Genomic DNA, 13,955 nt, shown 5'->3' on the forward strand with positions numbered 1-13,955 from the left:
GGGTGCTGCGCAGGGAGGCGCCGATCAATCGTGTGGTGCTGTCGCTGACGTTGACGGCGCTGGTCATCTGGCTGTGGCTGCCGCTGGGCAGCATCGCGCCCAACCGCATCATGCCCGGCACCGCCTATCCGCTTGCCCAGGCCGTGGGCTGGCCACTGGCGATGGTGAGCTGCCTGCCGCTGCTGGGCCTGCTGGCGGTGGCCTGGCGTCCCACGCGATCAGGCTATCGGGTGGCGCTGGCCCTGACCCTGCTGATGTTGGCAGCCCTGCCGTCATGGCTGGCGCTGATGGCGCAGCAACATCTCGACCCCGAGCTGCCCCAGGCCCGGGTCGGGATCGGCGCCGCCTGGTGGCTGATGCTGTTCTGGCTCTCGCTGTTGCTGATCGAGCTGCGTACCCGGCTGGCGTTGGCCGGCTGGCAGCTGACGCTGTCGTTCGTGCCGGTGCTGGCCGGCTGGTGGCTGGCCGGCAAGGGGCTCGAGTCGCTGGCGCTCCGACAGGAGCTCGAGGGGCGAGGAGAGGCCTTCGGCGAGGCCCTGATCCAGCATCTGTTGCTGGTGGGCGGTGCCGTGGGCATGAGCCTGCTGCTGGGCGCGGCCATCGCCCTGGCCATGCGTCAGAGCCCGCGGGTCGAGCGCCTCGGCTTTGCGCTGCTCAACTTTTTGCAGACCATTCCCAGTCTGGCGCTGTTCGGCCTGCTGCTGGCGCCCCTGGCCTGGCTGTCGGCCCGCGTCGACTGGCTGTCGGCGCTTGGCGTCAGCGGTATCGGTTGGGCGCCCGCCTTCCTGGCGCTGCTTGGCTATAGCCTGCTGCCCATGGTGCGTAACACCTTCGTCGCCCTCTCCGGGGTGGAGCCCGGCGTGCTCGAGGCGGCGCGCGGCATGGGCATGAGCCGCGGCCAGGTCTTTCGCCAGGTGCGCCTGCCCCTGGCGCTCCCGGTGGTGCTCGAGGGGGTGCGGATCACCACCGTCCAGGCGATCGGCCTGACCGCCGTGGCGGCATTGATCGGCGCCGGCGGCCTGGGCACCTTTATCTTCCAGGGGCTGGGCCAGGCGGCCATGGATCTGGTGCTGCTCGGCGCCATGCCGATCCTGGTCATGGCCCTGGCCGTCGATGCGCTGCTGGGCGCCCTGACGCGGCGCCTGGATCACCGCTCAGGCCAGACCACGGGAACCATCGGATGATCGAACTCAAGAGCGTCACCAAGCGCTTCGGTAGCGAGACGGCGGTGGACGCCATCTCGCTGACGGTGAATCGAGGCGAGCTATGTGCCCTGGTGGGCACCTCGGGGTGCGGCAAGTCCACCACCCTGCGCATGATCAACCGGCTGATCGAGCATGATGGGGGCGAGATCCATATCGATGGCCGCCCCATCCGCGAGTTCGATGGCCGAGTGCTACGCCGGCGGATCGGCTATGCAATCCAGAGCACGGGGCTTTTTCCCCACTGGAGCGTGGCCCGCAATATCGGCCTGGTGCCGCGGCTGCTCAAGTGGCCGGCCGCCCGGGTCAACGAGCGCGTCGAGGAGTTGATGGCGCTGCTCGGCCTGCCGGTCGAGCAGTTCGCCGACAAGTATCCGGCCCAGCTCTCCGGCGGCCAGGCCCAGCGCGTGGGGGTGGCCAGGGCACTGGCGGCGGACCCCGATATCCTGCTGATGGATGAGCCCTTCGGCGCCCTGGACCCGATCACCCGGGAGGGGCTGCAGGTCGAACTGCACGACCTGCAGGCACGCCTGCAGAAGACCATCGTCTTCGTGACCCACGACATGGATGAGGCCCTGGCCCTGGCCGACCGCCTGGTGGTCATGAAGGCGGGGCGCATCGTCCAGCAGGGCAGTCCACTCGAGCTGTTGCGGGCGCCGGCCGATGACTTCGTGGCGTCGCTGCTGGGGGGCGATGATCGGGGCCTCAAGGAGGCGGCCATCACGCCGGTCGTCGAGCGCATGCGCCCCCTGTCGCCGCGGCTGCTGCCCCAGGCCAGGGTCGCCCGGGAGGCGACCCTCCACCAGGCCCTGGCGGTGATGTTCCGCGAACGCGTCGAGCGCCTGGCGGTGGTGGATGACGACGACATGCCGGTGGGGGAGATCTCGCTGCGCGGCATCGTCGGCGTCGCCCGCGCGGAGGGTCGTGACAGGTGATCTCGAGATGCCTCAAGCATTGGGCGGCGCCGCTCGCCTGGCTGGTCCTGCTGCTGGCGCTGGCCACGGGAGGCGAGTGGCTCGAGCCGCTGCTGCGCTGGAGCGAGCCCGAGGCGCGCCGGGTCCTCTACCCCCAGGCCGACCTGCTGACCCTGCTGCTGCGTCATCTGCAGGTGGTGGCGATCGCCTCCAGCCTGGCGGTGGTGATCGGCGTCGGGGCGGCGATCCTGGTGACCCGTCCCGCCGGGCGCGACTTCCTGCCCCTGGTGGCCCAGGTCGCCTCCATGGGCCAGACCTTTCCGCCGGTGGCGGTACTGGCCCTGGCCGTGCCGGTGCTTGGCTTCGGCACCTGGCCGATCATCGTGGCGCTGCTGCTCTACGGGCTGCTGCCGATCGTGCGCAACACCCTGGCGGGCCTGGAGGGGCTCGACCCGGGGGTCGAGGAGGCCGCACGGGGCATGGGCATGGGCGCCGCCCAGCGGCTATGGCAGGTGGAGTTGCCGCTGGCGGCGCCGGTCATCCTGGCCGGTATCCGTACCTCGGTGACCGTGAACATCGCCACCGCGGCGCTGGGGGCGACCGTCGGGGCGAGCAATCTCGGCGCACCGATCATCGCCGGCATCGTCAATGGCAATACCGCCTATATCCTTCAGGGGGCCTTGTTGATCGGTCTGTTGGCGCTGACAGTAGATAGCTTTTTTGCCCGTCTTTTGTCAGGTCGCCAGTGAAATCGTCTGGCTGTATGCGACCAAAGGTGAATCCTTTACGGCTGTCGGTTCTTGTCAGGTTACGTTAACGTCAACCTTGGGTTGCGTTGATCCCACGGGAGTGATCCTCCTGGCGAGGGTCGAGACAAGCGACAACACTACCCCCACAAGGGGTAGAGGATGCCAAGATGACAACGACACAAGAGATCCATTCGCCGACGTTTCTCACCGGCGACGAGCTTTCGATTCCCACCTTCCGTCTGCTCAAGCAGGACGGCACCCTGTATGACGGGGGCGAGGCCCCCGAGCTCTCTCGCGAGCAGGCCCTCAAGATCTACCACAGCATGGTGGCCACCCGGGTACTCGATGAGCGCATGATGGCGGCTCAACGCCAGGGACGCCTCTCATTCTATATGCAGTGCACCGGCGAGGAAGCGGCGGTGATCGGCGCCACGGCGGCCCTGGATGATGCCGACATGATCATGGCCCAGTACCGTGAGCAGGGGGCGCTGGTCTATCGCGGCTTCAGCTATGACGAGTTCATGAACCAGCTGTTCGGCAACGAGCTCGATTATGGCAAGGGTCGGCAGATGCCGATCCATTACGGCTCACGCAAGCTCCACTACATGACCATCTCCTCGCCGCTGGCCACCCAGATCCCCCAGGCGGCCGGCTACGCCTATGGCCAGAAGTTGGCCGGGGATGAGCTCTGTACGCTCTGTTTCTTCGGGGAGGGCGCCGCCTCGGAAGGGGACTTCCACGCCGCGCTCAATATGGCGGCGGTGCATGAGGCGCCGGTCATCTTCTTTTGTCGCAACAATGGCTATGCGATCTCGACGCCCTCCATCGAGCAGTTCGCCGCCGATGGCGTGGCGCCGCGGGCCTATGGCTACCGCATGCATGTGATTCGCGTCGACGGCAACGACATCCTGGCGGTGCTCGCCGCGACCCGCAAGGCGCGGCGCATCGCCGTGGAGCAGAACAAGCCGGTGCTGATCGAGGCGATGAGCTACCGCCTGGCGGCCCACTCCTCCTCGGATGACCCCTCCGGCTATCGCTCCAGGAAGGAGGAGGAGGCCTGGCGCGAGAAGGATCCGATCCTGCGCATGCAGCACTGGCTGGTCGGGCAGGGCTGGTGGAACGACGACGAGGAGAAGGCGCTCCAGGAGTCGCTGCGTCGCGAGGTGCTCGAGACGATGAAGCGTGCCGAGAAGCGGCCGCCGCCTCCGCTGGACAGCCTGGTCAGCGATGTCTACGCCGACGTCACGCCGACGCTGCAGCGTCAGCTCGACCAGCTCAAGCGCCATATCCGTCAGTATCCCGAGGCCTATCCGAAGGGGGCGCGCTCCCTGGATCCGGATGTAAAGGCGCGTGATGACGCCAGCGACGCACACGCCCAGGAGGGGGAGTGAGATGCCGACAATCAACATGCTGCAGGCGATCAACAACGCCCTCGATATCGCCATGGCGGAGGATGACAGGGTCCTCTGCTTCGGTGAGGACGTCGGCATCTTCGGTGGCGTCTTCCGTGCCACCAGCCATCTGCAGGAGAAGTACGGCCGTTCGCGCTGCTTCAATACCCCGCTGGTGGAGCAGGGCATCATCGGCTTCGCCAACGGCCTGGCGGCCCAGGGCTCGGTGCCGGTGGCGGAGATCCAGTTCGCCGATTACATCTTTCCGGCCTTCGACCAGATCGTCAACGAGACGGCCAAGTTCCGCTACCGCTCCGGTGATCTCTTCAATGTGGGCGGCCTGACCATACGTGCGCCCTACGGTGGCGGCATCTCCGGCGGGCTCTATCACTCCCAGTCCCCGGAGGCCTACTTCGCGCATACGCCAGGGCTCAAGATCGTGGTGCCGCGCAACCCCTACCAGGCCAAGGGCCTGTTGCTGGCGGCGATCCGTGACCCCGACCCGGTCCTCTTCTTCGAGCCCAAGCGCCTCTATCGCGCCTCCACCGGCGAGGTGCCCGAGGAGGACTACCAGCTGCCGATCGGCGAGGCGGAGGTGACCCGGGAGGGTAGCGACGTCACCGTGCTCGGCTGGGGGGCGCAGATGGAGGTGATCGAGCGTGCCGTGGAGCTTGCCGAGAAGGAGGGGATCTCCTGCGAGGTGATCGACCTGCGCTCCATTCTGCCCTGGGACCAGGACAGCGTGGTGGAGTCGGTGCTCAAGACCGGTCGCCTGGTGATCACCCATGAGGCCCCGCTGACCGGTGGCTTCGCCGGCGAAGTCGCCGCGACCGTGCAGGAGCGCTGTTTCCTCTACCTGGAAGCGCCCATCGCCCGGGTGACCGGCATGGATACCCCCTTCCCGCTGACCCTGGAGAAGGAGTATCTGGCGGATCACCTGAAGGTGTTCGAGGCGATCAAGGCCAGCGTGGCCTTTTGACGCCGATATCGGAAGCGACCAGTCGAGGAGACGACGAGATGAGCGATTTCATGTTGCCCGATATCGGTGAAGGTATCGTGGAGTGCGAGGTGGTGGAGTGGCGCGTGGCCGAGGGCGACGTGATCGAGGAGGACCAGCCGGTGGTCGAGGTGATGACCGACAAGGCGCTGGTCGAGATCACCGCCCCCGAGGCCGGACGCATCACCCGCCTGCATGTGCCCCAGGGGGAGATTGCCAAGGTGCATGCCCCGCTGTTCGCCTATGAGGCGGAGGGTGCCGATGCGACGGAGACGGCAGCGGCAGGTGGCGCGCCAGCAGAAGAGGCGTCGGCGCCAGCGGCGTCCACCGCGGCAGCGTCCACTGCGGCATCATCCACTCCTGACTCGGCCTCCGCGTCCCGGGGGCGGGCGACGAAGGACTTTATCCTGCCCGATATCGGCGAGGGGATCGTCGAGTGCGAGGTGGTGGAGTGGCGCATCCAGGAGGGGGAGACCATCGCCGAGGACCAGCCGGTGGTCGATGTGATGACCGACAAGGCGCTGGTCGAGATCACCGCGCCCGAGGCGGGGGTGATGAGCAGGCTGCATGTGGCCCAGGGCGAGATCGCCAGGGTCCATGCACCGCTCTACGCCTACACGCCGGAGGCGGGCGTCGGCGAGGAGGAGGAGAGCGGTGCTGCGGCCGAGCAGCCGTCAACCCCGGCGGCCACCGCCGAGCGGGCCCCGGAGCGCGAGGCGTCGTCCGGCGGCCCCGAGGGCGTGCGGGGCCAGGGCCCCTATGGACGCATTCCCGCCGCGCCGGCGGTGCGTCGCCTGCTGCGCGAGCATGACCTCTCCCTGGAGGCGGTGCCCGGCAGCGGCAAGCAGGGACGAGTGCTCAAGGAGGATGTGCTCAACTATCTTGAGCAGGGCGGGCTTGAGCAGGGCGCGGCGAGCGCCTCCGGCGAGAAGGGGACCGCGGCTTCCCGGGCGACGGCGCCCGCCTCGGCGGCGCCTTCGACACCCTCCCAGGGGGAGGTGCGGGTGGAGCCGTTGCGTGGCGTGCGTGCGGTGATGGCCCGGCGCATGGTGGAGTCGGCCAGCACCATTCCGCACTTTCAGTATGGCGAGGAGATCGACGTCACCGCGCTGCTGGCCCTGCGTGAACGCCTCAAGCCGCTGGCCCAGGCCGAGGGCGCGCGCCTGACCCTGATGCCCTTCTTCATGAAGGCGATGGCACTGGCGGTGCGCGAGGCACCGATCCTCAACGCCCGGCTCAATGACGATGTCAGCGAGATCCACTACCTGCCGTCGGTCAACGTCGGCATGGCGGTGGATAGCCGCACCGGCCTGCTGGTGCCCAACGTCAAGGGCGTGGAGCGGCGCAGCCTGCTCGAGGTGGCGGCCGAGGTGCAGCGCCTCACCGAGGCGGCCAGGTCGGGCAAGGTGGCCCAGGAGGATCTGCGTAACGGCACCATCAGCATCTCCAATATCGGCGCCCTGGGCGGGACCTATGCCGCGCCCATCATCAACGCCCCGGAGCTGGCCATCGTCGCCATCGGCAAGACCCAGTGGCTGCCACGCTTCGATGCCGAGGATCGCGTGGTCAAGCGGGCGATCATGACGGTGACCTGGGCGGGGGATCATCGGGTCATCGATGGCGGCACCATCGCGCGCTTCTGTAATGCCTGGAAGGGCTATCTGGAAGAGCCCGAGAGCATGCTGCTCCACTTGAGTTGATGCATGACCTGAAGTCGGGGCTGATCTGGCGGCAAACCTTCGAGGAGGCGCTGTGAACCCTTCCCTGGGCGCTACCGACGCCCTGCGGCGCTTTCGCGTCCCGCTCCGCTTGCAGGTCCGGTGCTGGCCATCCATGGCCAGCCCGTTCGAAGCAGTGCTTCTCACCCCTGGCGTAGGACCTCCTCTTCGGCTTGCCCCCAGCGCCCCTCGCTTCCTCAGGAGTCAGCCCCCAAGGGGCTGGCTCCATAGCCGTGATTCATAGGTACCCCCATGACCCAGGCGCCGCTGCAGCAGTTCTATATTCCCGAGGAGCAGTCGGTCTATCTGCTCAGTCAGGATGATGCCCGCAAGCTCAAGGCGTGGGTGGCGCTCTGCCAGGAGCAGCTCGAGCAGCTGGGCTACCGGGAGATCGAACTGATCGGCAAGGGGGCCTATGGCTTCGTCTTCGCCGGCATCACCGCCCTGGGTGACCAGTACGTCTTCAAGTTCACCCGGATCACACTGCCCCAGCATCTGCAGGACCGCCTCGAGGAGGAGGCCTTTATGCTCGAGCAGGTGGCCCATCCACGGGTGCCGGGGTTGATCGCCTACCAGCGAGTGCGCAACCAGTCGATCCTGGTGATGCAGCGGGCGCCGGGGTGGAACCTCGAGGAGGTCTCCCTGCGCGAGGGGCGCCTCTCACCCAGGCGGGTCGTGCGCATCGCCGACCAGCTCGCCGATATCCTGCGCAACCTGCGCCAGGAGAAGGGGCCGGCGGGCAAACCGATCGTCCACGGCGATATCAAGCCTTCCAACCTGGTGTTCGATGCCCGGGACGAGACCATCGCCCTGATCGACTGGGGCTCCTCGGTATTCGCCCAGCTCGATGCCAATCAGCAGTTCGTGGCCGCCAGTGTCATGGAGCTGATGTCGGACAACCTTCAGCAGACCAATGCCCGGCTGGGCGACGTCTACTTTATCGGCGACGAGCAGCTCAATGGTGCGCTCTCCTCGCCGCGCTTCGATGAGCAGGGGGCCGCGGGCACCCTCTATGCCCTGGCCTCGGCCCAGTCCTGCCGCTTCGGTCATCACGCCATTCCGGCCACCTCCCTGGGACTGCCGGTGGAGTTCGCGCGCATGCTCGACGGCATGCTCGACCCCGACCCTCGCCTGCGCATGAGGGCCGGCGATCACTTTATCCGCGAGATGCCTCGCATGGCACGCACGGTGATGATCGATCTGCCCGAGCCGGCGGAGCTGCCGCTGGTGCCGGTCTGGACCCGCCCCTCCGGCCGCGAGATCGACACCGTGGTCTACAGCTCGCGCAAGGCCTTCCTGCGCGAGGAGGGGGTCGCCGAGACCCTCAACGACGTCAATGATGTGCAGCTCGACCGCTACTACAAGAACTTCATGCAGGGCATGGGGGAGACCGAGAAGGCATTTCTCGCCGCGGTGAGTCGCCTCGGCCGCTATCCGGTGGTGGGCGGGCTGGCGGTACGCTGGGAGCGCGAGGGGGTCTATATCGACACCACCCTGAACCTGCATGACCCGGCGCTCAAGCCCGCCTTTATCGCCGCGGTGAACAATATGGTCAACCTGGCCCGGGCCATCTATCGCCAGGGGATCTTCAAGAGCTGCCTGTTCAACGCCCGGGACACCCTGCACCTGGAGCGGGAAGCGGCGGACCGGCCCTTCGTGCTCGAACCCACCATGCAGCTGCGCTATGAGGTCAGTGCGGTACCGGAGCTGGAGGATCGCAGCCGGCTGCATAGCTACTTCGAGGATGGCCCCGACCCGGAGGAGTTTCTGGTCCTGCCCGAGACCATCATCGTCTCGCTGGAGGCGCTCAACGATATCCACCATACCGGCATGATCATCTTCGAGGCGCTGCCTCACCACCTCAAGATCCACAGCTACTACCGGCTGCTGGACCCCTCCCGCGAGGCGGAGTTTCGTCAGCGCCTGGAGGATATTCTGGCCGCGGTGGGGTTGATCGAAGGCCTCGGAATCTCCGGCTTCATGAAGATGCCCTACAAGGACACGCGATTCTTCCCGCATGTGGAGTCCCAGCCGGAGCGCTTCTATCCGCGCAATCCGCGCCAGGTGGCCGAGCTGTCGCCTCTGCGGGAAAGCGGATAGCATCAGGCCTCATTTCTGCACCTGTCACAGGGAGGTGATGCGGCCCATGCTGCAGCCGATGTTGTTCAAGTTGCTGGCCACCGCCGGCATCGTGATCCTGGTGGCCCTGGCGGTGGCGCGGGTAGGGCCGCGTCTCGGCGGGATTCTCGCCGGCACCCCGGTGATCCTGGGGCCGGGCTACTTCTTCATCCTGCGTGAGCAGGCACCGGCCTTCGTGCAGGAGGCGGTGCTCTCGACCCTGCATGCCCTGGTGGCGACCCTGCTGTTCACCATCTGCTTCGTGATCACCGCCGAGCGGCTCTCGGCCCTCAGGAGCCTGGGGCTGTCCTGCCTGGTGTGGTTGCCGGCGGCGCTACTCGCGCTGCACCTCCCCGGGGGCCTGGCGTGGGCGCTCGGCACCTATCTGGCGGTGCTGGTGGTGGCCGAGGGGATCAATCGCTGGCTCAGGTTGGGGCAGCCGGTGGTGGTGGCGAGCTCTGGCTGGCTCGACCTGCTGCTGCGCGGCCTGTTGGCCGGCGGGGTGGTGAGTCTGGCGACCACCCTGGGGGCCCGGGCGGGGCCCGAGTTTTCCGGGGTGATCATGGGGTTCCCCGCCGGCATCCTGACGATTGCCTGGGCGCTGCATGAGCGCTACGGGGCCTCGGTCGCGCGCATGACGGTGAGCATGACCCAGCGGGGAATGCTCAGCCTGCTCGCCTTCTGCACCGTCAGCTATCTCGGGGTGGGGCAGTTACCGGGCATGCTGGTCTTCCTGTTCTCCCTGGCGGCCTCGATGCTCATCAGCGCGCTGCTCTTCATGTTCAGCCTGTGGCGAGCGCGGCGGCTCTACGCCCGCGAGGCGGCCTGAGTCATCCCTGGGCTACTCCAGAATCAATCGCAGTCGGCTCTGCCTTTGAGGTTGCTCAGGTACCGAACCAAGGGGCGCTGGGGATAAGCCGAAGAGGGGGGCCTACGTCAGGGGTGAGAAGCACTGCTTCGAACGGGCTGGCCATGGATGGCCAGCACCGGACCTGCAAGCGGAGCGGGACGCGAAAGCGCCGCAGGGCGTCGGTAGCGCCCATGGAGGGGTTCACAGCGCCCCCTCGTCGGTCCGGCGCTCCGGGGCTTGTCACCAGGTTAGCCCCGAGCTAGAGCCAGCGACCAAGCCATCTGTGATATCTCGGCGAGGTTTCTGTTAGCGATAGTCCTGGAGCACTACCAGAGGGCTACAGGGAGGCCGCCGCCCGGGCGGCCTGGTCATAGATCCCCGACATCGCCCGCAGCATGCTGGCCAGGCGACTCGTCTCCTCGGGCTCGATACCAAGCGAGGAGAGCGACTCGATCAGGCAGTCCTCGCGAATCTCGGCATAGCGCTGGCAGGTGCCGCGCCCGAGTTCGGTGGTCCGGAAGAAGGTCTCCTTGCCGTGCTTCTCGCCCTGCACCAGCTCATGCTTGGCCAGCTTCTTGAGGGCATAGGTCACGGTGTGGCTGTCCTCCACATTGAGCACCAGGCAGATGTCCGCCAGGCGCTTGGCTCGCTCGCGGTGGTTGACGCTATGCAGCACCAGTACGTCCAGCGAGCCCAGTTCCGGATAGCCGGCGGCGGTCATGCAGCGCACCATCCAGCGGGTGAAGGCGTGGGAGGCCATGATCAGGCCGAACTCGAACTCCGACTGCTCCTGAGCCCGATGAGAGAGGTGCTCCGAGGAGACGATGGGGCCGCTGACGCGGCTCCTGTGGCGGGTGGCGGTAGAGTCTGTCATGGAATGCCTACTTGTTCATGGCGGTGGGCAGATAGGTGACGATCTCGGGGAAGAGCGAGATCAGTACCACCCCCAGCAGCATCAGGAAGAAGAAGGGCAGGGCGGCCCAGGCGATGGAGAGGATGTTGCGGCCGGTCATGCCCTGGAGCACGAACAGGTTGAAGCCCACGGGCGGTGTGATCTGGGACATCTCCACCACGATCACCAGGAAGATGCCGAACCAGATCAGATCGATTCCCGCCGCCTCCACCATGGGCAGCATGATGGAGGTGGTCAATACCACCACCGAGATGCCATCGAGGAAGCAGCCCAGCAGGATAAACAGCAGCGTCAGGGCCGCCAGCAGCATCCAGGGCGACAGCTCCAGGGTACCGATCCAGGCGGCGAGATCCCGGGGCAGCCCGGTGAAGCCCATGGCGGCGGTCAGGAAGGAGGCGCCGGCCAGAATGAAGGCGATCATGGTCGAGGTGCGAACGGCACCCAGCAGGGCGTCGCTGAAGACGCGGCGAGTCATGGTGCCTTGAAAGCGCGCCAGCAGCAGCGAGAGGACCACGCCCACCGCCGCGGCCTCGGTGGGAGAGGCGAGGCCGGCGTAGATCGAGCCGATCACGCCGACGATCAGCCCCAGCAGCGGAATCAGCCGCCGTGCACGGCGCAGCTTCTCGACCAGCGGCAGGCGCTCCTCCCCGGGGGGCACCCGGTCCGGATAGCGCCACGCCCAGAGCATCAGATAGAGGGCGAACAGCGAGATCAGCATCAGGCCCGGCAGGATTCCCGCCATGAAAAGGCGTGAGATGGACTGGTCGGTGGCCACGCCGTAGACGATCAGGATGATCGAGGGGGGAATCAGCAGCCCCAGGGTGGCGGAACCCGCCAGGGTGCCGATCACGACACTCTCGTCGTAGCCGCGCTTCGTCAGCTCCGGGATGGTCATCTTGCCCATGGTGGCACAGGTGGCCGCCGAGGAGCCGGAGACGGCCGCGAAGAGCCCCGATCCCACCACATTGGTATGCAGCAGGCGGCCGGGGATGCGCTGCATCCAGGGCGAGAGCCCGCTGAACATGTCATCGGCCAGGCGCGAGCGAAACAGGATCTCGCCCATCCAGATAAACATCGGCAGGGCGGTCAGCTCCCAGCTGTAGCTGGAGCCCCAGATATCCGAGGCCATCACATCGCCGGTGGGAATCGAGGTGAACTGGGAGAGCCCCAGCCAGCCGAGGGCCATCAGCGAAAAGGCGACCCAGACGCCGCTGCCGAGCAGCAGCAGCAGGGCCCCGAAGAGGACAAGCATCATCAATAGCATGGGAATCTCCGGACCTATTCCTGGCCGCTGTCATCGATGGTGAAGGTATGGGGGCGGCGAATGGCGATGCACAGGGTCTGCAGCAGCGTCTCGACCAACACCAGGCAGAACAGGATCACCCCCGTGATCATGGCGGACTGGGGAATCCACAGGGGGATGGGCACCAGCCCATAGGAGGTCTCGTTGAAGGCGATGCTGTCGGCGAGCAGCCAGTAGAGGTTCCAGGCCAGATAGAGGCATAGCGTCAAGGCCACCCCCAGACAGAACACCTCCACCCAGGCACGCAGCGCCGGCGCCAGGCGGCCGATCAGCAGGGTGACGCGAATATGGCCGCCATGCACGAAGGTGTAGGCCAGCCCCAGGAAGCTGGCGCCGACCAGCAGGAAGCCGGAGATATCGGAGAGAGCGGGGATCGCCAGGCCGATGCGCTCGCCACCGATGGCGGTGGCGAGTCGGTCGATCAGGCGGCCGACGATCTGGGCGCTGATCAACAGGCAGATCAGCGTCAGGCAGGCGGCCGCGAGATAGCCGCCGAGGTTGTAGAGGGGTCGCAGTCGATAGGTCATGGGCGCGGTTCCGCGAAGGGTCCAGGCGCGCCCCGGCCCTTGTGGCCGGGGCGGTCGATTCGGGATTACTCCCGGGCACTCCGGTAGGCATCGAGGATCATCTGACCCTGCTCACCGGCACGCTCGACCCACTCCTCGGTCATGGTGTCGCCGACCTCCTTGAGCGTTTCGGCCAGTGCCTCGCTGGGCTCGGTGACGGTGATGCCGTTCTCCTCGAGCACGGCGATGGCGTCATCGGTCTCCTTGCGGCTCATCTCCCAGCCACGGGTCTCGGCCTCGGCGGCGGCCTCGAGCAGGGCCTGCTGGTTCGCCTCGGGAAGGCGCGAGAAGGCCTTCTCGCTGACGATGATCATGTTCTTCGGCAACCACAGCTGGGCGTGGTTGAAGTGGTTGAGGTAGTCCCAGGCCTTGGTGTCGGCGCCGGTGGCGGGCGAGGTGATCATCGCCTCGACGCGGCCGGTGCTGAAGGCGGTGGGGATATCCGGCACTTCCACCTGGGTGGGCACGGCACCGACCAGCTGGGCGATACGCTCACTGGCGGTGTTGTAGGCGCGCATGCTGAGGTTCCTGAGATCGTCGCCGCTCTCGATGGCCTGGTTGGTGTAGATGCCCTGAGGCGGCCACGGCACGGTGAAGAGCAGGCGCAGGCCCTGCTTCTGCAGCTCCTCGGCGATGATCTCGCGAGAGGCCTCCCACAGCGTCCAGGCCTCCTCGTAGCTGGCGGCCAGATAGGGTACGGAGTCCACCTCGAAGATGGGATTCTCGTTGGCCAGGCGCGACATGATCACCTCGCCCATGGGCACGATGCCTCGACGCACCGAGTTCTTGATCTCGGCATGGCCGATCAGCGAGCCGTTGGAGTGGACGGTGATATCCAGCTCGCCATCGGTCGCCTCGCGCACGTCCTCGGTGAACTCACGAATATTGACGGTATGGAAGGTGCGATCACCGTAGGGCGTGGGCATGTCCCACTCGGTGGCGGCCTGGGAGGTGCCGGGCATCGCGGTCAGGCTGACCCCGAGAGCAGCGGCGGTCGCCAGGTAGGGAAGTCGGGAGTGGCTAACAGTCATCGAGAGTTCCTCGTGATGTGTTTTTTTGGAGTGTTTTTTCTGCCGCGTTTTTTTCCGGACAGGGAATCCATGTCAGCGGCTACGCTGTGAGTGTAGTCGCTGAAAGGGTGCGAGGTTAGGCGTGAGGAGTTGGCTACGTCAACGATACCTAGACTAATAGACGATGTTTTGACAACAAAACGTTGGTAAATTCTTATCAAATT

The 13,955-nt window shown here is 66.5% G+C and carries 12 protein-coding genes; 8 read left to right on the forward strand and 4 right to left on the reverse strand.

Annotation, left to right across the window (positions count from 1 at the left end; all coding sequences use genetic code 11):
- Positions 1-2: 2 nt before the first annotated feature.
- From RM463_RS07090 to RM463_RS07125, 8 genes are all read left to right on the forward strand, one after another.
- Complete coding sequence (locus RM463_RS07090) at positions 3-1,184, forward strand: ABC transporter permease (RefSeq protein WP_311429541.1); 1,182 nt, start codon at positions 3-5, stop codon at positions 1,182-1,184.
- The gene (locus tag RM463_RS07095; protein WP_311429542.1) at positions 1,181-2,137 is read left to right on the forward strand and encodes an ABC transporter ATP-binding protein; all 957 of its coding nucleotides are present in this window, start codon (positions 1,181-1,183) and stop codon (positions 2,135-2,137) included. The genes RM463_RS07090 and RM463_RS07095 overlap by 4 nt, the downstream gene beginning before the upstream one ends.
- The gene (locus tag RM463_RS07100; protein WP_311429543.1) at positions 2,134-2,865 is read left to right on the forward strand and encodes an ABC transporter permease; all 732 of its coding nucleotides are present in this window, start codon (positions 2,134-2,136) and stop codon (positions 2,863-2,865) included. Before RM463_RS07095 ends, RM463_RS07100 begins: the two co-directional genes overlap by 4 nt.
- A 167-nt stretch (positions 2,866-3,032) precedes the next feature.
- Positions 3,033-4,256: a thiamine pyrophosphate-dependent dehydrogenase E1 component subunit alpha gene (locus RM463_RS07105; protein ID WP_311429544.1), complete on the forward strand. Its 1,224-nt coding sequence runs from the start codon at positions 3,033-3,035 to the stop codon at positions 4,254-4,256.
- A 1-nt stretch (position 4,257) separates the two neighbouring features.
- On the forward strand, positions 4,258-5,235 hold the full coding sequence (locus RM463_RS07110; RefSeq protein WP_311429545.1) for a transketolase C-terminal domain-containing protein: 978 nt from the start codon (positions 4,258-4,260) through the stop codon (positions 5,233-5,235).
- A gap of 38 nt (positions 5,236-5,273) precedes the next feature.
- Positions 5,274-6,953: a dihydrolipoyllysine-residue acetyltransferase gene (locus RM463_RS07115; protein ID WP_311429546.1), complete on the forward strand. Its 1,680-nt coding sequence runs from the start codon at positions 5,274-5,276 to the stop codon at positions 6,951-6,953.
- Positions 6,954-7,223: 270 nt separating this feature from the next.
- On the forward strand, positions 7,224-9,071 hold the full coding sequence (locus RM463_RS07120; protein ID WP_311429547.1) for a protein kinase domain-containing protein: 1,848 nt from the start codon (positions 7,224-7,226) through the stop codon (positions 9,069-9,071).
- A gap of 46 nt (positions 9,072-9,117) precedes the next feature.
- The gene (locus tag RM463_RS07125) at positions 9,118-9,918 is read left to right on the forward strand and encodes a hypothetical protein (protein WP_311429548.1); all 801 of its coding nucleotides are present in this window, start codon (positions 9,118-9,120) and stop codon (positions 9,916-9,918) included.
- Positions 9,919-10,276: 358 nt separating this feature from the next.
- Here the strand turns inward: RM463_RS07125 and RM463_RS07130 are convergent, their stop codons facing one another.
- From RM463_RS07130 to RM463_RS07145, 4 genes are all read right to left on the reverse strand, one after another.
- Positions 10,277-10,813 (reverse strand): winged helix DNA-binding protein, encoded by a 537-nt coding sequence (locus RM463_RS07130; RefSeq protein ID WP_311429549.1) that lies wholly within the window; start codon positions 10,811-10,813, stop codon positions 10,277-10,279.
- A gap of 7 nt (positions 10,814-10,820) precedes the next feature.
- The gene (locus tag RM463_RS07135; RefSeq protein WP_311429550.1) at positions 10,821-12,116 is read right to left on the reverse strand and encodes a TRAP transporter large permease subunit; all 1,296 of its coding nucleotides are present in this window, start codon (positions 12,114-12,116) and stop codon (positions 10,821-10,823) included.
- A gap of 14 nt (positions 12,117-12,130) precedes the next feature.
- Positions 12,131-12,682, reverse strand: coding sequence for a TRAP transporter small permease (locus RM463_RS07140; RefSeq protein WP_311429551.1), 552 nt, complete (start codon positions 12,680-12,682; stop codon positions 12,131-12,133).
- Between the two features lie 65 nt (positions 12,683-12,747).
- Positions 12,748-13,752, reverse strand: a complete 1,005-nt coding sequence (locus tag RM463_RS07145; RefSeq protein ID WP_311429552.1) for a TRAP transporter substrate-binding protein — start codon at positions 13,750-13,752, stop codon at positions 12,748-12,750.
- Between the last annotated feature and the right edge of the window lie 203 nt (positions 13,753-13,955).

It is taken from the genome of Halomonas sp. LES1 (assembly GCF_031846005.1).
Taxonomy (GTDB): domain Bacteria; phylum Pseudomonadota; class Gammaproteobacteria; order Pseudomonadales; family Halomonadaceae; genus Halomonas.